The 22,194-nt window shown below is 71.4% G+C and carries 17 protein-coding genes and 2 pseudogenes; 8 read left to right on the top strand and 11 right to left on the bottom strand.

Annotation, left to right across the window (positions count from 1 at the left end):
• Positions 1–567, top strand: a 567-nt coding sequence (locus ABZ896_RS43205; RefSeq protein WP_360941499.1) for a carbohydrate ABC transporter permease, incomplete at its 5' end; no start/stop codon positions are given.
• Positions 568–595: 28 nt separating this feature from the next.
• Positions 596–2,611 carry a beta-galactosidase gene (locus ABZ896_RS43200; RefSeq protein ID WP_360941496.1) on the top strand — a complete coding sequence of 672 codons (2,016 nt, stop codon included), beginning with the start codon at positions 596–598 and terminating at the stop codon, positions 2,609–2,611.
• Positions 2,612–2,677: 66 nt separating this feature from the next.
• Here ABZ896_RS43200 and ABZ896_RS43195 read toward each other — a convergent pair whose 3' ends face one another.
• Entirely contained in the window at positions 2,678–3,658 is a 981-nt protein-coding gene (locus ABZ896_RS43195) for an ImpB/MucB/SamB family protein (protein ID WP_360941493.1), read from the bottom strand.
• Complete coding sequence (gene dnaE / locus ABZ896_RS43190) at positions 3,655–7,104, bottom strand: DNA polymerase III subunit alpha (RefSeq protein WP_360941490.1); 3,450 nt, start codon at positions 7,102–7,104, stop codon at positions 3,655–3,657. The genes ABZ896_RS43195 and dnaE overlap by 4 nt, the downstream gene beginning before the upstream one ends.
• A gap of 212 nt (positions 7,105–7,316) precedes the next feature.
• Between dnaE and ABZ896_RS43185 the strand changes: the two genes are divergently transcribed.
• Positions 7,317–8,291: a hypothetical protein gene (locus tag ABZ896_RS43185; protein WP_360941487.1), complete on the top strand. Its 975-nt coding sequence runs from the start codon at positions 7,317–7,319 to the stop codon at positions 8,289–8,291.
• 305 nt (positions 8,292–8,596) lie between these two features.
• On the top strand, positions 8,597–9,466 hold the full coding sequence (locus ABZ896_RS43180; protein ID WP_360941484.1) for an alpha/beta fold hydrolase: 870 nt from the start codon (positions 8,597–8,599) through the stop codon (positions 9,464–9,466).
• 83 nt (positions 9,467–9,549) lie between these two features.
• Here ABZ896_RS43180 and ABZ896_RS43175 read toward each other — a convergent pair whose 3' ends face one another.
• Positions 9,550–10,644 (bottom strand): lytic polysaccharide monooxygenase, encoded by a 1,095-nt coding sequence (locus ABZ896_RS43175; protein WP_360941481.1) that lies wholly within the window; start codon positions 10,642–10,644, stop codon positions 9,550–9,552.
• A gap of 160 nt (positions 10,645–10,804) precedes the next feature.
• On the opposite strand from ABZ896_RS43175, the pseudogene ABZ896_RS43170 reads away from it, so the two are divergent.
• Positions 10,805–11,065 (top strand): annotated as a pseudogene (locus ABZ896_RS43170) (GNAT family N-acetyltransferase); the annotation flags it as partial.
• 12 nt (positions 11,066–11,077) lie between these two features.
• Here the strand turns inward: ABZ896_RS43170 and ABZ896_RS43165 are convergent.
• Complete coding sequence (locus ABZ896_RS43165; RefSeq protein ID WP_360941478.1) at positions 11,078–11,212, bottom strand: hypothetical protein; 135 nt, start codon at positions 11,210–11,212, stop codon at positions 11,078–11,080.
• A 140-nt stretch (positions 11,213–11,352) separates the two neighbouring features.
• Between ABZ896_RS43165 and ABZ896_RS43160 the strand changes: the two genes are divergently transcribed.
• Positions 11,353–11,943, top strand: a complete 591-nt coding sequence (locus ABZ896_RS43160; protein WP_360941475.1) for a class I SAM-dependent methyltransferase — start codon at positions 11,353–11,355, stop codon at positions 11,941–11,943.
• On the opposite strand, the gene ABZ896_RS43155 is transcribed toward ABZ896_RS43160, so the two are convergent.
• Positions 11,940–12,512, bottom strand: a complete 573-nt coding sequence (locus ABZ896_RS43155) for a DUF402 domain-containing protein (RefSeq protein ID WP_360941472.1) — start codon at positions 12,510–12,512, stop codon at positions 11,940–11,942. The two genes, ABZ896_RS43160 and ABZ896_RS43155, sit on opposite strands and share 4 nt — an antisense overlap.
• Positions 12,493–13,422 (bottom strand): GNAT family N-acetyltransferase, encoded by a 930-nt coding sequence (locus ABZ896_RS43150; RefSeq protein ID WP_360941469.1) that lies wholly within the window; start codon positions 13,420–13,422, stop codon positions 12,493–12,495. The genes ABZ896_RS43155 and ABZ896_RS43150 overlap by 20 nt, the downstream gene beginning before the upstream one ends.
• A 71-nt stretch (positions 13,423–13,493) precedes the next feature.
• Here ABZ896_RS43150 and ABZ896_RS43145 point away from each other — a divergent pair, with 71 nt between their 5' ends.
• Complete coding sequence (locus ABZ896_RS43145) at positions 13,494–13,865, top strand: GntR family transcriptional regulator (protein ID WP_360941465.1); 372 nt, start codon at positions 13,494–13,496, stop codon at positions 13,863–13,865.
• Here the strand turns inward: ABZ896_RS43145 and ABZ896_RS43140 are convergent.
• Positions 13,856–14,635, bottom strand: coding sequence for a DUF72 domain-containing protein (locus tag ABZ896_RS43140; RefSeq protein WP_360941462.1), 780 nt, complete (start codon positions 14,633–14,635; stop codon positions 13,856–13,858). The two genes, ABZ896_RS43145 and ABZ896_RS43140, sit on opposite strands and share 10 nt — an antisense overlap.
• Positions 14,636–14,651: 16 nt before the next feature.
• Entirely contained in the window at positions 14,652–15,746 is a 1,095-nt protein-coding gene (locus ABZ896_RS43135; RefSeq protein WP_360941502.1) for a DUF5925 domain-containing protein, read from the bottom strand.
• A gap of 168 nt (positions 15,747–15,914) precedes the next feature.
• Here ABZ896_RS43135 and ABZ896_RS43130 point away from each other — a divergent pair, with 168 nt between their 5' ends.
• Positions 15,915–17,336, top strand: a complete 1,422-nt coding sequence (locus ABZ896_RS43130) for a xylan 1,4-beta-xylosidase (RefSeq protein ID WP_360941459.1) — start codon at positions 15,915–15,917, stop codon at positions 17,334–17,336.
• A gap of 37 nt (positions 17,337–17,373) precedes the next feature.
• On the opposite strand, the gene ABZ896_RS43125 is transcribed toward ABZ896_RS43130, so the two are convergent.
• The 3 genes and pseudogenes from ABZ896_RS43125 to ABZ896_RS43115 form a co-directional block, all read right to left on the bottom strand.
• Positions 17,374–21,222 (bottom strand): lipopolysaccharide biosynthesis protein, encoded by a 3,849-nt coding sequence (locus tag ABZ896_RS43125; RefSeq protein ID WP_360941456.1) that lies wholly within the window; start codon positions 21,220–21,222, stop codon positions 17,374–17,376.
• Positions 21,215–22,015: a polysaccharide deacetylase family protein gene (locus ABZ896_RS43120; protein ID WP_360941453.1), complete on the bottom strand. Its 801-nt coding sequence runs from the start codon at positions 22,013–22,015 to the stop codon at positions 21,215–21,217. Before ABZ896_RS43120 ends, ABZ896_RS43125 begins: the two co-directional genes overlap by 8 nt.
• A pseudogene (locus ABZ896_RS43115) lies at positions 22,008–22,194 on the bottom strand (hypothetical protein); the annotation flags it as partial. The pseudogene ABZ896_RS43115 and the gene ABZ896_RS43120, both read right to left, overlap by 8 nt.

The raw sequence follows: 22,194 nt of genomic DNA, 5'->3' as shown, positions 1-22,194 counted from the left end.
TTCGACTTCCGGCTGAACCTGTTCCTGCTGCTGGTGTTCACGGCCGGCAACCTGCTGCCGCAGCAGGTCATCATCACCCCGCTGTACCGGCTGTATCTGCTGGTCGATCTGCCGGGGATCACGATGTCGGGGAAGCTGTACGACTCGGCGCTGGGCCTGGTGCTGATCCATGTGGCGTTCCAGTCCGGCTTCTGCGCGTTCGTGCTCAGCAATTACATGCGGATGCTGCCGCATGAGCTGACCGAGGCCGCTTTGGTGGACGGGGCGTCGGTGTGGCGGATGTACTGGCAGATCGTTTTGCCGTTGTGCAAGCCGGCGATGGCCGCGCTGGGGACGTTGTTGTCGATCTGGATCTACAACGACTTCTTCTGGGCGATCGTGCTGATCTCCACCGGGGAGAACATGCCGATCACCAGTGCGTTGAACAACCTCTCCGGCCAGTACTTCACCGACCCCAACCTGGTCGCCGCGGGTGCCCTGCTCACCGCGATCCCCACCCTGATCGTGTACTTCGTGCTCCAGCGCCAGTTCGTCAGCGGACTGACCCTCGGCGCCAACAAGGGCTGAACCAGGCCCCGTTCGAAAGAGAACACGTATGACTACCGCACGCCGTCTCCGCATTCCCGGAATCGCCTACGGCGGTGACTACAACCCCGAGCAGTGGCCCGAGGAGGTCTGGGCCGAGGACATGCGCCTGATGCGCGAGGCCGGGGTGACCATGGTCAGCGTCGGCATCTTCTCCTGGGCCCTGCTCGAACCGGCCGAGGGCGTCTACGACTTCACCCGCATGGACAAGATCCTCGCCCTGCTCCACGAGAACGGCATCGCCGCCGACCTCGCGACCCCGACGGCGGCACCGCCGGCCTGGTTCTTCCGCGAGTACCCGGACGCGCTGCCGGTCGACAAGGACGGCAGGAGACTGTCGTACGGCAGCCGCCAGACGTTCTGCCCCTCCAGCCCCGCCTACCGCGAGGCGGCCCTGCGCATCGCCGGAGCCCTCGCCGAGCGTTACGCCGACCATCCGGCCGTCGCCATGTGGCACGTGCACAACGAGTACGGCTGCCACAACGACGCCTGCTACTGCGACACCAGCGCCGCCGCCTTCCGCACCTGGCTGCGCGCCCGCTACGGCGACGATCTGGACGCCCTCAACCACGCCTGGGGCACCACGTTCTGGAGCCAGTGGTACTACGACTGGGACCAGATCCTGCCGCCCCGTGCCACCCCGGCCCCGCCGAACCCCACCCACCGGCTGGACTGGCGCCGCTTCTGCTCCGACGAACTGCTCTCCCTGTTCACGGCCGAACGCGAGGTACTGCGCCGGGCCGCTCCGGACACCCCCGCAACCACCAACTTCCTTGTCCTGCGCACCATCGACGCCCTCGACTACTGGCGCTGGGCACCGGAGCTGGACATCCTCTCCAACGACCACTACCTGCTGTCCGACGACCCGGAGGCCGAGGTCGACATCGCCCTCCACGGCGATCTGATGCGCTCGCTCGCCGGTGGGCCGTGGTTCCTCATGGAGCACTCGACCGGTGCCGTCAACTGGCAGCCGGTCAACCGCGCCAAGCTCCCTGGGGAAATGCGGCGCAACGCCCTGTCCCACGTGGCGCACGGCGCCGACGGCATCGCGTTCTTCCAGTGGCGGGCCGCCAAGGCGGGCGCCGAGCAGTGGCACTCGGCGATGCTGCCGCATGCCGGGACCGACAGCCGGATCTGGCAGGACGTCGTCCAACTCGGCGCGGACCTGCGGGCGTTGGCCGAAGTGCGGTACTCCGCCGGCACGGCGCGGGTGGCGATCGTGTGGGACTGGAACGCCCGTTGGGCACTGGAACTGCCCTCCCAGCCCAGCGGTGAACTGCGCTACCAGGACCTGGTGCGTGACTGGTACACCCCCTTGTGGCGGGCGGGGGTCGCCGTCGACTTCGTACACCCGGACGACCCCGGACTCGACCGCTACGAACTGGTCCTGGCGCCCTCGCTGTACCTGGTCACCGAGGAGGCGGCGGCGAACCTGGCCCGGTTCGCCGAAGGCGGGGGCACGCTGGCCGTCGGCTTCCACAGCGGCATGGTCGACGCCAACTGCCATGTGTACCTGGGCGGTTACCCGGGCGCGTTCCGTGACGTCCTCGGGGTCGTCACCGACGAGCTCTTCCCTCTGCTGCCGGGACAGACGACCGGCCTGACCGGCGAGGTGCCCTCCGGGGCCACGGCCGACCTGTGGTCGGAACGGGTTCGGCTCACCGGCGCGCGGGCCGTCGCCTCCCACGCCGACGGACCGCTGACCGGCCATCCCGCCGTCACCCGCCACGAGTACGGCGACGGCACCGCCTGGTATGTGGCCACCCACCCCGACCAGGACACGCTCGCCGCCCTGCTCCACCGCATCCGCCGGGACGCCGGAGTGTCACCGGAGCGTGAGGTGCCCGCCGGAGTCGAGGTCGTCCGGCGCCGTGGCGAGGACGCCGACTACCTGTTCCTGATCGACCATGCCGGAAAGGGCGCCGAGGCACCCGCCGAAGGCGTCGAACTCCTCACCGGCACACCGGTCACCGGAACCGTCCTCGTCCCACCGGGAGGTGTCGCCGTCGTCCGCGAACCCCGCTGATCCGCCTGCCGGTGCGCGGCCCACGTGCCTTCTGCTGTGCCGGAGCCGGCGGCCGGTGCGGAGCGGTCAGTCGGCCAGAGTCGCCGGACGGACGGCCCCGGGCCCGAAGCGTCGGCGGGCCCGGTCGGCGGCGGCTTCGGCCGCGCGGGCGCGGTCGTCGCCCGGGTCCATGGAGAGCTGGCGGCAGGCGGTCCCGGCCGGTCGCAGGGCGTCGGCGCGGAGCGCGTAGCCGCGGACGCGGGCGCGCTGCAGGCCGAGGGCCGCCAGCAGGCCCAGGGCGGTGGCGGCGAGGGCGGGGGAGTGGGCGGTGGCCTCCGGCAGCGCGCGGGTGCGGGTCGTCGAACTGCGGTCGGCGTACCGCACGGTGAGGGTGAGCCGGCCGGCGACCTGGCGTTCCCCGCGCAGCCGTATGCCGATCCGTTCGGCGAGCCCCAGGACCGCCCGGTGGTGCTGGGCCGGATCCAGGCAGTCCCGGTCGAGGACGAGGTCGGCGGTCAGCTGGGCCGCCGGTTCCGCGGGGGCGACCGGGCGGGGGTCGTGGCCGCGGGCGCGTTCGGCCAGGAGACGGGCCTGGCCGACCCCCAGGAGCCGTTGCAGGGTCGCCGGCGGCAGGTCGGCGAGCTGGCCGACGGTGTGCAGGCCGTACCGGGTGAGGGTGTCCGCCGTGGCCCGGCCGACCCCGGGCAGCGCGGTGAGCGGCCGGGGGTACAGCCACTCCGCGGCCCGCTCGGCGGGGACCCAGGTGGTCTCGCCGGGCGCGGACGCGTCGGCCGCCATGGCCGCGAGCATGCGGTTGCCCGCGAGTCCGGCGCTCACGTCGATGCCGTAGAAGAGCTTCAGCCTGATCAACGCCGTCTGGACCATGTCGTACGGGGAGAGGTCGAAGTACCGGAGCGCCGAAGTCAGGTCCATCTGAACGCCGTTGGGCGGTAGGGCCTGCACATGGGGAGTGATGCCGGAGAGGTAGTCGATCACGTCCTCGTACGGGGCCTCACCCGGTACGCCGTGCAGGTAGAGGTGGGCGATGTGCCGCCGACGTGCGCTCATCCCGCGCTCCCCGGGCTCCGGTGGCCGAACTTCTTCAGGTCGGCCGAGCGGGTGCCGGCCGGCTGGAGGTCGGCGTAGGGGTGGAGGCGGGCGCCGGTCGTGCCGTTGTCCAGGGTGCGGTGCGGCTGGGCGGGGGTCGGGTGCGGGCGGCTCTCGCCGAGGAGGGCGAGGGCGGCCTCGGGGCCGCGGTCGCGGCGGGCGGCGGCGATCTCGTCGAGGTCCCAGGCCATGGTGCCGACGACGGTACGGCGGCTGCCGCGCACCTGGACCGTGCCGCGCACCAGGAGCAGTCCGCTGTGGAAGACGGTGTGGGCGCAGGCCGGGTGGGAGTCCTCGAAGAAGGCCAGGTCGACCAGGCCGGAGCCGTCCTCCAGGGTGACGAAGATGATCCGCCTGCCACTGGCGATCGGCGGGGTCTGCGTGGAGGCCCGCACCCCGGCGACCAACACCCGCTGCCCGGCGCGCAGTTGGGTCAGATGGGCCGCGTCGGTCACGCCGATCTCGCGCAGCAGCCGGTGGTGGTGTTCCATCAGGTGTTTGGAGACGTCGATGCCGAGGGTGGTCAACTCCGCGCTCAGGGCCTCGCGTCCGGTCATCTCCGGCAGCCCGCTCGGCTCCGAACCGCCCACCGCCCCGGCCACGAGCGGCAGTTGGCCCTCGTGCGCCGACCGGGTACGGGACTGCCGGTGCAACTCCGTGATCTGGAGCAGGAGATCGCGCCGGGTGAGGCGTCCGTCGTGGAGGCGGTTCAACGCGCCGATCTCCGCGAGGCGTTCGGCCACCGGTCTGCTAGGACGGGCCCGCTGCCAGAAGTCCGACAGCGATCCGTACGGCTGCCCCTCCTCGATCCGCGCGGATTCGGCCTCGCTGATCCCGTGCACGGCGGCGAGGGCGAGCCGTACGCCCCACTGCTCCCCGTCGGTCTTCTCCACGGTGTGCCGCACCCGGGAGGTGTTGACGTCGACCGGCAGGACGGGGACCCCGCGGCGCCGGGCGTCGGAGACCAGGACCCGCTTGGGCCACATGCCGGGGTCGTGTTCGAGCAGCCCGGCGAGCAGGAACGCCGGGTGGTGGGCCTTGAGCCAGGCGCTCTGCAGGGCGGGTACGGCGAAGGCGACCGCGTGGGCGCGGCAGAAGCCGTACGCGCCGAAGGCCTCGACGGTCTTCCAGACCTCCTCCCGGACGGCCGGGCTGTAACCGCGCCTGCGTGCCTTGTCGTGGAACCAGTCCCGGATCCGCGGCAGTTGGTCCTTTTCACCCAGTGCCCGCCGGGTGACCTCGCCGAAGGCCCGGTCGCAGCCGGTCATCACCCGCAGGGTCTCGATGATCTGCTCGTGCCAGATGGTCACGCCGTAGGTGTCGGCGAGCACCGGCTCCAGGTGCGGGTGGGCGTAGTCCGGACGGCCGCCGTGCCGGGCGGCGATGTACCGCTCGGGCATGCCGCCGGCGACCGGCCCCGGCCGGAAGAGGCTGATGTCGGCGATGACGTCCTGCACGTCCCGCGGCTGGAGCCGGGACAACAGGTCCTGCTGGCCGGGGGATTCGAGCTGGAACAGGCCCAACGTCTGGCTCTCCTGGATGAGTTTGAAGGCGAAGACGTCGTCGAGCGGCACCTGCTTCGGGTCGTCCAGATCGATGTGGCGACCGGTCACCCGCTCAACCTCGGCGACGGCATGGGCCATCGCGGACTGCATCCGTACGCCCAGGACGTCGAGTTTGATGTTGCCGAGCGCTTCGATCTCCTCCTTCGCGGCCATGGCCATGGGGTAGTCGCCCTGTGGGGTGGGCTGGACCGGCAGCCGGTCCAGGAGGGTCGCGTCGCTGATGACCACGCCGCAGGGGTGCATGGCCATGCCGTGGACCAGGGAGTCGAGGCCCTCGGCCAGTTCCCACAACGGTCCGAACCGGTGGGCGTCGGCGGCCAGTTGGCGCAGTTCGGGCAGTTCGGCGAGGGCGCCGGTGATGTCGCAGGCGCGCAGGTGCGGGAAGCTCTTGGCGATCCGGTCGACGTCGGCGGGCGCGATGCCGAGCGCGAGGCCGGTGTCGCGCAGGGCACGGCGGGCCCGGTAGGTCTCGGGCATCGCGGTGACCGCGACCCGCTCCTTGCCGAACCGCTCGAAGATCGTGTCGTAGCACTCCAGGCGGCGGGCGGACTCCACGTCGATGTCGATGTCGGGCAGCGACTTCCGGCGGGTGCTCAGGAACCGTTCGAACAGCAGGCTGTGTTCGAGCGGGTTGGCGGTGGCGATGTCCAGTGTGTGGCAGACCAGCGAGCCGGCGCCGGAGCCGCGGGCCGCGACCCGGATGCCCTTGGCGCGGATGTCGGCGACGACCTGGCCGACGGCGAGGAAGTACGCGTCGTAGTTCCAGTGGGAGATGACGGCGAGTTCCTCCTCCAGCCGGTCGCGTGCCGCTCGGTCGCGGTTGAGGCCGCGTCGGGCCAGGCCCTCCTCGGACCTCAGGCGCAGCAGTCCGGCCGCGCCGCCCGTCTTCGGCCCGGCGCCGAAGAGCGACGGTTCCGGAAAGTGCCGCCTGCCAAGGCCGAGGTCCATGGGGTCCACGACACACGCCTCCGCCGTGCTCGCGGTGTCCGCCATCAGACGCCGGGCCCGGCGGACGTCCGCCCCCGCGCCCTCGGCGACCGTCCGTGCCACGGCGGCCATCGCCCGCTCGTCCTTGAGCCAGCGCTGTCCGGTGTCCAGCCGGCGCCGGTCGATGGGCCGCAGCAGCCGGGCCGCGTCCAGGACGTCGGCGAGGCGGTGCTGGCCGGGATCGGCGTAGCGGACGGCGTTCGAGAGCACGACGGTGGTGCCGGTGCGGTCGGCCAGGGCGAGGGTGCGGGCGGCCAGGCGCAGGGAGCCCGGACCTGTGCCGAAACGTTTCTGCGCAACGGCTTCCAATCGGACCTCCCTCCCGAAGATCTCCTTCCAGGGCGCCAGCAGCTTCATCGCGACGTCCTCCCGGCCCACCGACAGGGCCCGCACCGGCTCCGAGAGCGGCCCCAGCAGTACGGTCAGGCCGGGACCGCCGTACGCGCGCAACGCCTCCCACGGCACCACCGGCGGGGTGCCGGAGACGGCGCCCTCATGGGCGGCCGAGGTGATACGGCACAGCCGTGCCCAGCCTGTTCGATTCCGTGCGAGCAGCACGAACCGCAGCGGCGGCTCGACGACGTACGCGCCGCCGCGTGCCGGAGTGCGGGGGCGTCGGCCCGGAGGCGGCGGCGCGAGGGCCGCCACCGCGAGGTCGATGCCGAAGACCGGCCGGACCCCTTCCTTCTCGCAGGCCCGGGCGAAGCGCACGGCGCCGGTGACCGTGTCCCGGTCGGTGAGCGCGAGCGTGGACATGCCGCGCTCGGCCGCCCGGTGGACGAGCTGCTCGGGGTGGGAGGCGCCGTAGCGGGCGGAGTAACCGGACGCGACGTGCACGTGGGCGAAGCCCGCCATGCCGCACCTCCGTCACCCGCATGTTCGTACCTTTCGATCCATAAGCCGGATATGTTCACCGTACTCGCGTTCGATTACTCTAGCCTCATCGGTGAAGGTGAGCGAACATTAGTTCGAGCGAAAGGGTTCGTGAGGGCCGGACGAATCCAAACGGCCGCCGGGCGCGAACTGCATCCGGGGGCGAAGTGGCACCGGAGTCCGGGGAGTGCGGGATGACCATCCTCTGCGTACGTTTCCAGCCGTCGACGCGGCCGGAGGAAGATCTGCCCGGGCTGCTCGGGTTGCTCGGGTTGCTGGGGGAGTTCACGCCCGTCGTCGAGGCGCTGCCGCCGGACGGGGCGCTGGCCGATCTGTGGGGTGCCGAACGGCGGCTCGGGCGGAGCGCCGTCGAACTGGCCTCGGCGATCCGCGTCCGCGCCCTCGCGCTGCACGGGACCGACTGCACGATCGGTGTCGGGCCCGGGCCGACGCTCGCCCGGATGGCGCTGGAGGCGGCCGAACCCGGGGTGACCCGTGCGGTGTCCGCGGACACGGCGGCGGACTTCCTCGCGGGGCGGCCCGTCGGCGCGCTCCCCGGCATCGGCGCCGGGGCCGTCCGTGCCCTGGCCGCGCACGGCCTGGACACGCTGGGCCGGGTCGCGGCCGCGCCGCTCGCCGTGCTCCAGCGGCTGATCGGCGAGGTGGCCGGCCGTGAGCTGCACGAACGGGCGAACGGCGTCGACCGCGGCCGGGTGGTGCCGAACCGGTTCCCCCGCCGCTGTCTCACCGCCGAGCGGCCCTTCGACCGGGACGAGCACGACCCCGGCCGGTATCGGCGTGCCCTTCTCTCGGCCGCCGAGGAACTGGCGGCCCGGCTGTGCGCCCTCGACGAGGTCTGCCGCGCCCTGACCCTCACCGTGCACTGCGCCGACCGCCCCGCGATCACCCGCGGCCACGCCCTGCGGGAGCCGGCCGCCCATCCGCCGGTCCTGGCCGGAGCGGCCTGCGACCTGTACGAGACGCTCGGCCTACGGTGGCCCCGGCTCCGTTCACTGACCCTGCACGCCGAGGAGCTCGGCCCCGCCGCGGCCGCCCGTCAGCTCGCCCCCGACTCCCTCGTCGCCGGTCTCCACCGGGTCGAGGAGAGCGCCGGGCGGTGGCGGGCGGGGTTCGGGGCGCGGGTGGCGAGGCCGAGGGTGCCGGTGTGATCCCTGGCGGGGTCGGCCTGGGGGAGCGATGCGGGTGTCGTCGAGGGTGTGTCGTCGGTGCGGGTGAAGTGTGCGCGTTGTGGGGCGTGTTGCGGCGCATTGCGCCCTATGGTCCCCTCAGGCCCGCCTGGTGACGGTTCATCAGTAGGTGCATCCGGCCCGGTTGTCACTGGAACTTTTTACTGACGCGTAACTTCACAAGTTCACTACTCGTCCGTAACTTTCGAATTGAACAGCATCCTCGTGATCCGGATCACAGGGCGTAAGGCCATCGCACCTCCCTTGAGCCGCAAGGAGATCACACGATGCTGCCCTGGAAACGAGTGCTCAGACCCCTCGCCGCACTGCTGCTGACCGCCGCCGCCGTCACCGTCCCCGCCGGCGTCGCCCAGGCCGCCGACACCGCCGCCGCGTCGAGCAGCGGCTGGAACGACTACTCCTGCAAACCCTCCGCCGCCCACCCCCGCCCCGTCGTCCTCGTCCACGGCACCTTCGCCAACTCCGTCGACAACTGGCTGGCCCTCGCGCCGTACCTGGAGGACCGCGGGTACTGCGTCTTCTCCTTCGACTACGGGCAGTTGGAGGGCGTCCCGATCGTCTACGGCCTCGGTCCCATCGACAAGTCGGCCGAGCAGCTCTCCGCCTACGTCGACAAGGTGCTCGCCGCGACCGGCGTGGCCGAGGCCGACCTCGTCGGCCACTCGCAGGGCGGCATGATGCCCCGCTACTACCTGAAGTTCCTCGGCGGCGCCGCCAAGGTGAACGCCCTCGTCGGCATCGCCCCCGACAACCACGGCACCACCCTGTCGGGCCTGACCAACCTGCTGCCCTACTTCCCGGGCGCCGCGGACTTCCTCAGCGCCAACACCCCCGCCCTCGCCGACCAGGTCGTCGGCTCGGCTTTTCTCACCAAGCTCAACGCGGGCGGTGACACCGTCGCCGGCGTCAAGTACACCGTCCTCGCGACCAAGTACGACGAGGTCGTCACGCCGTACCAGAGCCAGTTCCTCAGCGGGACCGGCGTCCACAACGTCCTGCTCCAGGACCTGTGCCCGCTCGATCTCTCCGAGCACGCGGCGATCGGTCTGTTCGACCGGATCGCCTTCCATGAGGTGGCGAACGCCCTCGACCCGGCGCACGCCACCGCCACCACCTGCGCGTCGGCGCTGAGTTGAGCACCGCCGGGGCCTGTCCGGCCTGAGCCGCCGGTCAGGCCCCGGAGTTCTGTGGGATCAACGGTTGTGCGGCCGCCGGTGGATCAACGGCCGTGCCGGGCACCGGTGTTCGCCGCGCGGCGGCGGACCGAGGCGAACAGGAGCGCCGCGCCGGCCGCGAGCGTCGCCGCGCCGCCCATCGCGAGATACGCCGAGCTGTCGTCCCCGCCGGTCTCGGCGAGGTTCTGGGTGTTGCCGGCCGCCTCCAGCCGGCTGTCGGGGGTGCTGCTCCGCGACACGGCGACCGGTTCCGCGGAGGTGGAGGCGTCGTCGTCGCCGTGTCCGTGGTGTTCGACCGTCGACTTGTCGGCACCGGCCTCGATCTGCTCCTGCGAGGGGGCGGAGGCGGTCGGGGCGGCGGGGGCCGGGGACGGGGTGGCCGTCGTACCGCCGCCGTCGCCGGTACCGCCGTCGCCGGTACCGCCGTCGCCGGTACCGCCGTCGCCGGTACCGCCGCTGCCGGTGCTGTCGCCGCCGGTGTTTCCGCTGTCTGTGCTGTCGCCGCCGTACGTCACGTCCGAGCAGGAGTAGAACGCCTCCGGGCTGTCCGAGCGCTGCCAGACCGCGTAGAGGAGCTGCTTGCCGGAGCGCTCCGGGAGCGTGCCGGAGAAGGTGTAGAAGCCGCCCGCTGCGACCGGGTCCGTCGCCGTCGCCACCGGGTTCGCCAGGTCCAGGTCGGCCCAGGCGAGCGGCCGCGTCGGGTCGTAGCCCTGCTTGGTGACGTACACCTTGAACGTGCCCTTGTGCGGGGCCGTCACGCGGTACTTGAAGGTGTACGACCCGCCGCGCACGCTCGTCGCCGGCCAGTCCGCGCGGGCCAGGTCGAGGCCCTTGAACTCGTCGTTGTTCGCGCTGCACAGCCTGCCGTCCGGGATCAGCTCCTGGTGCCGCCCGTTCGCGTCGCCGATGCGGATGCCGTTCCAGTCGTAGAGCGCCTGGGTACCGCCGGCCGCGACCGCCGCCCGGCACGCGTCGGACTTCGGGCTCTCGGGACCCTCCGCGTAGCACTGCGCGACCCTGCTGACGGGGTCGCCCATCGACCCGTGCGCGGACGCGGGCGCGGCGGCCAGGGTCGTCAGCGCGGTCAGGGCGAGCGGGGCGATGCCGACGGCGGCGACGGCCTTGCGGCGTGCGGGCATGGGGGATCTCCTCGGAACCGGTGCTGATGGGTGCCGGAACCAAGAAACCGTGAAATCCCCAGCCTGTGCGGGTCGCCGACGATCTTTATGGCCCTCTTAAGGGAGTGCTGAGACTGAGATCAGGTAGATAGCGTGCGGCCATGACGAACGAGGAGATCCGGTACTACCGGAGCACGAGGACCACCTCTACCTCGACAACATCGCCGTCCACCCGGGCGCCCAGGGCACGGGCGTCGGGGGACGGCTGCTGCGGTTCGTCGAGGCACACGCGCGTGTGTGCGGGCTGACCGAGGTCAGGCTCTACACCAACGCGCTGATGTGGGAGAACCAGGAGATCTATCCGAAGTTCGGTTACGAGGTCGTGGAACGGCGAGTGGACGGGCCCTATGACCGCGTCCACTACCGCAAGCGACTGGTCTGAGACGTGGCGCCGTCAGCCGTCGGGCCACCAGGTGCGCGCGATGTCCTTTCGGACCTCGGGTCGTCCCGCGGGGCGCTCGTCGGCCTCCTCACGGATCCGGCGGGTGTCCGTCCTCTTCAGGGGCTTCTGCACGGTTGTACGGCGCATGGCTGCCTCCTTCAGTGCCTACCGAGTTCCGCGTTCTCACGGAGGTAGACCCTTTGGGGGAGAGTTCCTCATCGATGCCTGGTCTGTCAGTGGCGGTTGTCACGATTCGGTTGTCAGTGGCGGGTGTCACTCTGGGGCACATGACGGAGAACAGTGGCGTGGACTGGGATGCCGAGGCGGCCTCTTTCGACGAGGAGCCGGACCACGGCCTGCGGGACCCCGCGGTGCGGCGGGCCTGGGACGACCGGCTGCGGGGGTGGCTGCCGGAGCGGGCCTCGGACGTGCTGGACCTCGGGTGCGGGACGGGGAGCCTGTCGCTGCTCGCCGCCGAGCGGGGACACCGGGTCACCGGTGTCGACCTGTCCCCGGCGATGGTGTCGCTGGCGCGGGCGAAGCTCGCGGGGCGTGACGCGGTGTTCATGGTGGGTGACGCGGCGGGGCCTCCGGTGGGGGAGCAGCGGTTCGATGTGGTGCTGGTCCGGCATGTGCTGTGGGCGTTGCCGGAGCCCGCGCGGGTGGTGCGGCGGTGGTGGGGGTTGTTGCGGCCGGGTGGGCGGTTGGTGCTGGTGGAGGGGGTGTGGGGGGCCTTTGGGATATCGGCGGAGGTGCTCAGAGGGCTGGTGGAGCCGCTGGGTGGGCGGGTGATCGTGGAGTCGTTGTCGGGGGACTCCTTGTTGTGGGGGGAGGTCGTGGATGACGAGCGGTATGCGGTGGTGGTGAGGGGCGACTAGAGGGGTGGGAAGTGGTGTGGGGTGTCGGCTGCGGGTGTGTGGGGGCTTGTCGCGCCCCGCGGCGGAGCCGCAAATGGATTCAGCCCCGCGCCCCTGGTGGGTGCCAGTTGCTCCAGCTCCATAAGTGCTGCCCATGCCGCCGACGCCGCTTCCGGGTCCCGCTCCCTCAGGCCGCTCTCCTCGAACTCGTCCTCGTCCAGGCGTCGTACGTCCTTGCCGTCCGCCGAGACCCACAGGTCCAGGTCCAGGTCTTCTACGATCAACTCCGTGCCGTTCAGTTGGGCCGGTCTGGTGATGTCGCAGTACCAACCCTTCAAGGTGCCCTCGGACGTGCGGACCTCCTTGATCGCGTACCAGCGGTCTCGCCAGTAGTGCTCGGTGAAGATGTCGCCGGGTTCGAAGCGGACGAAGCCGAAGTCGCGGACGCCCTCGCCGGCCCAGGGGGCTCGGACGGTGATGCGGGTGCCGGTGTCCTCGACGAGTTCGGCCGGGTAACGGATCTTCGTGCGGCCCGCCTTGATCAGGACGACCTCCAGGAGGGCGGTCGGGTCAGGTGAGTTCGCGGACATGGCGTACCTCCGTGGCGCAGATCTCGTAGCCGAACCATTTGTTGATCGCGAGCATGGGCTCGTTGCCGGCGTCGTTGCCGGTGAGGGCCTCGCGGCAGCCGGCGGCGTGGGCCCGGTGCAGGGAGTCGTTCTTGGCGAGCTTGGCGAGGCCGCGGCCGCGGAAGACGCGGGCGGTGCCCGTCATGGCGGTGGCGTAGCGGCCGGCGCCGTCCGTGTGGGCCGCGGTGAAGGCCACGGGGCGGCCGTCGACCACGACGACCGAGGTCAGGTCGAGGTCGAGGAAGGGATGCTTCCAGGTGTCCTCGTACCACGCCTCGTAGTCCGTGAACTCGACGTCGACGTCGCCCGGTTCGTCCGCCGTCACCTCCGCGTCCAGTTCGAACAGCGGGCGGGGATCGGCCGCGAAGTCGGCGCCCGTGCGCAGTTGGACGCCCGGCGGCGGGGGCTGGAGCGGGGGGAGGGTGCCGTTGGCCAGGTCGAGCCGGAGGAAGTGCGCGGAGCGGCTCGCGCGGTAGCCGCGCCGCTCGGCGTAGGCCCGGTTCTCCGGGGCGTCCAGGATCCAGGCGAAGGCCTTCTTCGCGCCCAGGGCGGTCAGATGCTCCTCCGCCGTGCGCAGCAGGAGCGAACCGGCGCCGCGGCGCAGCCGGTCCGGGTGTACGTAGACGTTGAGGTACGCCTGGCCGGGCTCCGGGCTGTCGTATGCGAGGCCGACCGAGCATGAGCCGATGATCTCGCCGTCCTCCTCGGCGAGCAGCCACCGGAAGCGGGCGTCGGGGTGGATACGGGTGAGGCGGTGCACCACGGACTCCGGGCTGATCAACGCGTGGGGGAGGGCGAGCCGTCTGACCCGGGTCACGCCCTCGGCATCGGCTCCGACTTCGGGACGCAGGTCGCGCACGATCACGGTCATGTGGCCGCACGCTACGGGGGCCGTGGGGGCGGATGCCTCTCATTTTCCGGTGGGTGCGGGACAATCGGGTCGTGACCTTGAAGATCCACATCGACGACAGTGCGGCGCCGTACGAGCAGGTGCGGGCGCAGATCTCCGAGCAGGCGCGGGCGGGGGTGCTGCCGGTGGGGTACCGGCTGCCCACGGTGCGGGGGCTGGCCGAGTCGCTCGGGCTGGCCGCGAACACCGTCGCCAAGGCGTATCGGGCGCTGGAGACGGACGGGGTGATCGAGACGCGGGGGCGCAACGGCACGTTCGTCGCGGCGGCGGGCTCGGCGGCGGAGCGGGAGCTGGCGTCGGCGGCGCAGGCGTACGTCGAGCGGGCCCGTCGGCTGGGGCTCACCGAGAAGGACGCGCTGACGGCCGTACGGGATGCGCTGCGGGCGGCTTACGGTCAGGGCTGAGCGGGGTTCGGCACCGCCGAGATACGTCGTTGCGGCTCAGCGCCGTTGCGGCGGAGAAGAGACTCAAACACCGGTGCGTTGTGGACCGCCGCTCCGTTCGGGTCGTTGTTGAAGTACGCGTACACGTCCTCGTCGGCGGACCAGGTCCGGGTGATGCGGTCCGCCCACGTCTTCAGGGACTGTCTGCCGTAGTTCGGCCAGGGCTGGGCGCGGCCCTCGTGGAAGCGGACGTAGGCCCAGTCCGTGGTGCGCCACAAGGGCGTGGCCGGGCGGGCGCGGGCGTCGGCCCAGCACAGGGCCGCGTGCCGGGTCTCCAGGACCTCGCGTACCTCCGGCGTCCACCACGACTCGTGCCGGGGTTCGACCGCGACCCGCGTGGAGCGGGGGAAACAGGCCAGGCACACGTCCAGCAGGGCAGGGTCGGCCTTCAGCGTCGGCGGGAGCTGCAACAGCACCGGCCCCAGCCGCGGCCCCAGGCCCTCCGCGTGGCTCATCAGCCGCTCCACCGGCTCCTCGGGGTCCTTCAGGCGCTTGATGTGGGTCAGATACCGGCTCGCCTTCACCGCGACCACGAAGTCGGCCGGCAGCCGGTCCCGCCACGCCTCGAAGTTCTCCCGGGTCGGCAGCCGGTAGAACGCGTTGTTGATCTCGACCGTCGGGAAGTGCGCCGCGTACTCCTCCAGCCAGCGCCGCACCGGCACCCCGGCGGGGTACAGAACACCCCGCCAGTCCTTGTACTGCCACCCGGACGTGCCGACGTACAGGGTCATACCTCCATGAGAACACTCAGAGGTACAGTCCGGCGTCCGCCCCCTCCCGCGGCTCCGGCAGCGTCGTCGGCGACGTCCCCCGGCGCAGCGCGTACAGCTCCGCCAGCGTGGCCCCCTCGCGGCCGACCCCCTCGTCCGTGCCGAGCCAGCCCACCGCCTCCCGGCGGGTCAGCGGGCCCACCTCGATACGGGCGAGGCAGCGGCCGGGGCGGACCACGGCCGGGTGCAGACGCTCCAGGTCCTCGTTGGTGGTCACGCCCACCAGGACGTTGCGGCCCTGGCCGAGCAGACCGTCGGTGAGGTTGAGCAGCCGGGACAGCGCCTGTCCCGCGGTGTGCTTCGCCTCGCCGCGGATCAGCTCGTCGCAGTCCTCAAGGAGGAGCAGCCGCCAGCGGCCCTTGCCCGCCGAGTCCTCCTCGCCGATCGCGATGTCCATCAGATAGCCGACGTCGGAGAAGAGGCGCTCGGGGTCCAGGACGCAGTCCACCTGGCACCAGTCCCGCCAGGAGCGGGCGAGCGTGCGCAGCGCGGAGGTCTTGCCGGTGCCCGGCGGGCCGTGCAGCAGCAGGAGCCGGCCCGCGATGTCCTCCGGGGTCGTCTTCATCAGGCGGTCCATCGCGTCTGCGACCGGTGCCGTGTAGTTCTCCCGGACCTCGTCCCAGGTGCCCGCGGAGATCTGGCGGGTGGTGCGGTGCGGACCGCGCCTCGGGGAGACGTACCAGAAGCCCATGGTCACGTTCTCCGGCTGGGGTTCGGGCTCGTCCACCGCGCCGTCGGTCGCCTGGTCGAGGACCTTCTTCGCGAGTTCGGCGGTGGTCGCGGTGACGGTGACGTCGGCGCCGCGGTTCCAGCGGGAGACCAGCAGGGTCCAGCCCTCGCCCTCCGCGAGCGTGGCACTGCGGTCGTCGTCGCGGGCCACCCGCAACACCCGGGCGCCGGACGGCAGAAGGGTGGCCCCGGAGCGGACCCGGTCGATGTTGGCGGCATGGGAGTAGGGCTGCTCGCCCGTCGCGAAGCGGCCGAGGAACAGCGCGTCGACGACGTCGGACGGCGAGTCGCTGTCGTCGACGGTGAGCCGGATCGGCAGAGCGTCGTGCGGGTTGGCGGACATGGCGCCCATGATCCGGCACGGGGGCGTCGAGTGCATCCGGTTTCCGTAGTGCGCCGGTTGTGTCGCAACTGCCCGGGTTTCCATTCTCCGTCCTTTACCTCCTGTTACGAAGATGTGTATCTACGGCATCTGCCCGCACACGCGTGTTCGCGGATACCGTTGCCCTCGATGGGACGTCATGGGTGGTACTCGGGGGCACGGCGGTGGCGGCTCACCGCGCTGCTCGGTGTGGGTGCGGCGGCGCTGGCCCTGGTCGTGACCCTCCTCAACACGCTTTCGGGCAACGGCGCGGGCACCGACGGCACCTCACGCAACGGCGACCGGGTGCACGGCACACCGACGACCACGCCCGACGCGGAGACCCCGGAGGTCGGCTGGGGGTTCACACACACCCAGTTCAGCGCCGACGAGGGCAGCTCGGAAGCCACCGAGCGGGTCGAGGGACTGATCAAGGACAGCGGCGGGCTCCCGCAGAACCAGCACATCATGGGCTGGGGCGCCGACAACCCCGAGCCGGTCAAGGGGCGTTACGACTTCGAGGACCTGGACCGGCGCGTCGACTTCATGCGCGCCTCCGGCTCCACCCCGGTGCTCACCCTGTGCTGCGCCCCGGACTGGATGAAGGGCGGCAAGGCCGGGGTCGGCAACACGAACTGGAGCCAGGCCTCCCTGGAGACCGCCCCGGAGCCCGCGCACTTCAAGGACTACGCCGCGCTCGCCGCGACCGTCGCCAAGCGCTATCCGGACGTACGCCACTTCATCGTCTGGAACGAGTTCAAGGGCTTCTGGAACGACAGCAAGGGCCGCTGGGACTACGAGGGTTACACCCAGCTGTACAACCTCGTCTACCAGGCGCTGAAGAAGGTCAACCCGGACATTATGGTGGGCGGGCCCTACCTCGTGATGGACAGCGTCGACCCGCGCTCCCAGGACGCCTCCACGGCCCTCAAGGGCCCCTGGGGCGCCATGGACCAGCGGATCGTCGACGCCTTCGACTACTGGAACACCCACAAGGTCGGCGCCGACTTCGTGGTCGTGGACGGCTCCAGCTACACCAACGACGACGAGCTGCTGCCGAACGAGTTCGCCGCCACCGACAAGTTCACGGCGGTGAGCAAGTGGGTGCGGCAGCAGACCGGGAACCTGCCGCTGTGGTGGGCCGAGTACTACGTCGAGCCCGCCGACGGCCGTGACGAACGCGAGGGCTGGTCCGAGAGCCGCCGGGTCGCCGTCCAGGCCGCGGGGATGATCGCCCTGGCCAGGGGCGGCACCACCTCGGCCTTCTACTGGAACCCGGAGAACGAGAAGGGCACGGACTGCGCGGGCTGCCTCTGGACGCCGACCAGCGGCGCGAGCGGCGGTCAGGAGCTGCCGATGTTCGGCCTGGTGAGCCGGTTCAGCAAGGCGTTCCCGCCAGGGACCACGTACGAGACGGTCGCCGTGGCCGCCGACGACGTGCCCAACGTCCGCGTCCTCGCCACCGACAAGACGGTTCTCGTGGTCAACACCCTGGACCGGCAGATCAATGCCGACATCGACGGGAAGAAGTTCGCCATGCAGGCGTACGAGGTGAAGTGGCTCAATCGCTGAGCCACCTCGCCCCACCGCAGAGCCACTTCACCCCCGATCACTTCATCGTCAGGAACCGCTGCACCAACGCCGCCAGGAACACCGCGAGCAGCGGCAGCGAGAACCAGAAACTGCTCTGCAGCCACCGCAGTTGACGCACCCCCGGCCGCACCGCGACCCGCACCACCTCGCGCGTCGTCAGCAGCAGGATCAGCGCGAGCGCGGCCAGCGCCCCCACCACCGACCACGGCGTCCAGGTGATCTGCGGCCCGATCGGACCCGGATCCGGCTTCGCGACCTTGCCCGCGGGCTGGTCCCTGAGCGCGTAGATCGTGGCATCCGCGTTGCTGAAGACCCGCTTGAGCTCCTTGCGGTTGTCCAGGTTCGTCAGGAGCCGGGGCTCCCAGGTGGTGGAGTAGCCCACGTCCAGCCGGAGATAGGTGACCTGGCTGACGTTGACCATCAGATACGAGTTCGGGCCCGCGTCCCTGAGCGCCTTGACCAGGCTGGACACCAGCACCGGGTCGGTCGGCGCCAGCGTCGGCACGTAGGAGACCTTCTCCATGTCCTTCGCGCCCCACGGCATCGCCGGCGTCACGTTGTTGACCGTGTCGTTGGACAGCCACAGCACCCGGACCGTCGGCTTGTCGTGGGCGTAGACGTAGTCCATGGCGGCGACCTCGCCGGGCCGGATCCGCTCGAACGGCTCGTTGCCCCAACGGGCTACCAGGAAGCCGCCGATGAGGAGCAGGCCCGCCATGAACGCGGCTACCGGAGCCAGGCTCACCCGGTCCCGCTCGCGCTCCTTCGCGGTGACGCCGGTGCGCGGGAAAAGGGCGAGACCCGCGAGCAGGCCCGCGCCCGGCAGGGCGAACATGAAGACGCGCAGGGCCATTTCGCCGCCGTACGACTGCATGCCGAAGCCGAGGAACGGGACGAACGTCAGGACCAGCAGGGAGAGTTCGCGGTACTTGTGCTCGCGCCTGCGCCACCAGCCGTAGCAGGCGAGGGCCATGACGGAGCCGGCCAGCAGGACCCGGACGTACAGGACGAGCTTGTGGGTCGAACTGCCGCCCTCGATACGGCCGGAGACCGACGAGGAGACGTTGCTGCCGACCCCGCCCACCCCACCGAAGAGGTCGTCGAAGTGGCCGGACCAGTACGGCTCGGCCATCCAGCCGATCCAGGCGACCACCATCACGCCGAACAGGATGGGCAGGCCGCGCAGTTCGGACTTGCCGACCAGCACGAGCACCGCCAGCACACCGAGCATCACGAACGGGGTGAGCTGGTGGGCGGGCACGGTCGCCGCGAACAGGCCGATCACCACCGCGAGCAGCACGGCCCGTTGGCGTCGGTTCGCCGGCTCGACCTCCGCCTCGCCCGGCCGCCGCCTGGTCCAGATCACGCGCGGCGCCCGGAACCAGACGAGCAGGACCGCGACGAACACCAGGTACAGCAGATAGGTGAAGCCCTGCGGGGAGAAGTAGTCCTGGCCGACCCAGCCGCTGAGCACGAAGATCCAGATGCCGGTCCACTTGGCCCGCCAGCTCGCCCGCATGTGCCGTACGAGGAGGAACATCGGGGCCAGATAGGCGAGTTGGATGGCCGTCGGCCACCAGCGGATGATCTCGGTGAAGTCCGTGACCCCGCAGGCCTGGGCGACGAAGGTGGCCACCGCGAAGAAGCCCGGCCAGCTCCAGCGCGCGTCCAGGTCCGGCACGGCCGAGCCGGTCCGCTCGATGTAGTCGATGAACCCGAGGTGCTGCCAGGCCGTCGCGAACCGTGGCTCGGCCTCGATCACCGCGGGCAGCGCGTGCAGCGAGACCACGGTCGCCAGCAGGGTGACCAGCAGCAGCGCCTTGTGCTCCCGGCCCAGCCACAGCAGCGCGGCGAAGACCACCACGAGCAGTGCGGCCCCGGCCAGCGTCGGCAGCGGCAGGATCGAGATCAGCCCGAGCCCGCCCATCCGGTCCAGATCGGCCTCGCCGAGGCGCGCGGCGGGCACCCAGTAGAGCAGCAGCGCGGCCACCAGCAGACAGCCGAGGAGCATCCCGATCCGGGTTGGCCGCGCCCGCTCCCACCAGGACAGGGCGGGCGGCTGCGGCGGCTCTTCGGGTGCGGCCGCGGTATCCTCCACGGCCTCTTCCGGTACGACGGCTGCGGCGGCCACGCCGGCCACGTCCTTGCCCGCGTCGAACGCCTCCTCGAACGGTGCGTCCACCTCCGTCTCCGATGGCCCGAGGGAGGACTCGGAGCCCGGCTCGCGCTCCTCCACCGGCAGCCCGACCTCGGGGAAGTCGCGCAGCGCCCAGGTCGGCCGGTCGCGCGTCGGGCCGACCACGGGGACGCCCGTGGGCGGGGTGCCGGGACCCGGACGTACGTCGGGCCGGCGCTCCAGGTGGTCGAAGTCGACGTGGATGCCGAGGGCCAGGGTGTCCTGGTCGAGCGCCCAGCCCGGCCGGCGCTGCTTCGTCGAGGGCGCGACCTCGCGCGTCCCCAGGTCGGCGAGGTCGCCGTCGGGGGCCGCACTCGCCGGCACCTCGGCGGCGGGCGCGCTGCGGATCGTCCGGTACAGCTTGGGCGCGGCGATCGCCACGATCACCGCGAGCGAGGAGATCTCGGCGACGCCCGCGCCGGTCAGCCCCATGCGGGGGAGCAGCAGCAGCGTCAGACCGAGCACCAGCACGCACAACAGGCCCTGCAGCCAGGCGAGTCCGGCGGTCCGGCTCTGCGCGCGCAGCACCGCGAAGTACGTCTCCATGACGACCCGGAGCACCGCGCCGACCGCGAACCAGCGCAGCAGCGGGGTGGCCGCGTCCGCGTAACCCGCGCCGAACACACCGAGGATCCACGGCGCCCCGATGAACAGCACCGCGGCCACCGGCAGCATGATCCGCGCCATCCGCTTCAGCGCCGCCCGGGTGTTGGCCGCCAGCCGCTTCGGGTCGTGCGAACCCTCCACGGTGAGGGAGGCGCCCATGTTGATGGCGAGCAGGTTGCAGGTGCCGCCGATCGTGGTGGTGATGTAGAAGTACGCGTTCTCCTCGGAGCTGACCTGCGAGGCGATGATCACCGGGATCAGGTAGACCACGGCGAGCGAGAACAGCGAGCCGGTGTAGTCGCCCGCGAGGAAGCGCCCGATCTCCCGGAGCGAGGGCGGCTTGGCGTGGTCCTCGGTGGCCTTCACATGCCGGGGCACCAGCCGCCGGAACACCAGCCAGCCCAGCGGCAGCACGGACATCGCGATGGCCGCGACCCACGACACGAAGACACCGGCCGTTGGGATCGCCACCGCGAACGCGACGAGCAGCCCCAACTTCACCGCGGAGAACACGGTGTTGCCGACCGGCACCCAGGGCGCGCTCCTGAGCCCGGTGAGCACGCCGTCCTGGAGCGTGAGCACGTTCCAGGCGACGACGGCCGCGATGAACCCGAGGCCGTTCACCGGCCCGTGCAGGAAGCGGTACGACGGCCCCCACACGTCCAGGGTCAGCAGGAAGACGCCCGCCGCCACCGCCACGACCAGCGAACTGCCCGCGTACGTACGGAAGATGAGGCGCCCGGTGGAGCGGCCCGCCACCGGGATGAAACGGGCCAGCGCCCCGGTCAGGGTGACCGCGGTCAGACCCGCGAGGAACTTCATCGCGGCGATCGCGGCGGAGCCCTGGCCGACGGCGGACTCGGAGTAGTAGCGGGCGGCCGCCAGCCAGAACCCGAGGCCGAGCACCGCGGAGATACCGGTGTTCAGCATCAGGGCGTAGGCGTTGCGGAACAGCTGGTTGCCACCGCCACCGCCACCGCTACCGCCCTTGCCCAGTCCGGGCAGGCGAAGACGGCGCCCCGGTCGCTCGGGCGCCTTTGCCGCGGTGGACTCGGGCTCGGTCGTGGTCGTCGTGTCAGACACGGGAACGGGAGACCTTCCGGCGGACCTGTCGTGCTCTTCGGACCAACGCGTACCCCTTGGTGAGGGCACGGTCCCTGGCGAAGTCCCGGGCGATCGCACGGCCCTGCACGAGCCGCTCGAACTCCTCGGCGGTGGTGGCGCGGCGCACGGTCAGCCGCGTCAGCGCGTACGGACCCTGACGGCGGCGGGCCAGTCCGTTGTTCACGGCGAGCGCCTGGGCGTACCCGGTCTCGCGCACCGCCTCGCGCACCCGGCGGCTGGAGTAGCCGTAGGGATACGCCAACGAGAGCGGTACGGTGCCGAGTTCGTCGGTGACGATCTCCTTGGAGTGGATCAGCTCGTGCCGCAGGGCGGTGTCGTCGAGCTGGTCGAGCTGCGGGTGCGTGTGGGTGTGGCCGCCGATCTCGACGTCGGCCGCGGCGAGTTCGCGGACCTGGTCCCAGTCCAGCATGGTGTCCAGGCCGCCGCCGGTGTCGTACGGACCGCGCAGCCAGCCGGTGGAGACGAACACCGTGGCCGTGAAGCCGTGCTTGGCGAGCACGGGCAGCGCGTGCCGGTGCACACCGTCGTAGCCGTCGTCGAAGGTGATCAGAACGGGCCGCTCCGGCAGCGGGCGGCCGTGGCGCCAACGGGCCGCCAGATCAGCCGTCTTGACCGGGGTGAGCCCCAGATCGGCGATGATCTCCATCTGCCGTTCGAACGCCTCCGGGGAGACCGAGAGCACGCGGGTGGCGTCGCTCGGGTCGGCGGAGACCGCGTGGTACATGAGGATCGGCACAGGTGCCTCAGCCATCGTGTTCCCCCTTGATCTCCACCACCTGGAACGTGGGCCCGCCCCGCCGCGCCCGGACGCTGCCGACGACGTACCCGCCGGCCGCCGTGAGGACCCCCGCGACGATCGCGCCCGCCCGGCCCCCTCCGCCGGTACATCCTCCGAGTGCACCGCCATCACGCCCCCAGCAGGCTCTGCCC

The organism is Streptomyces sp. NPDC047072 (assembly GCF_040643855.1).
In the GTDB taxonomy this organism is placed as follows: Bacteria; Actinomycetota; Actinomycetes; order Streptomycetales; family Streptomycetaceae; genus Streptomyces.
The sequence above is the reverse complement of the archived record's forward strand: the minus strand, read 5'-3'. Positions and strand labels throughout refer to the sequence as shown.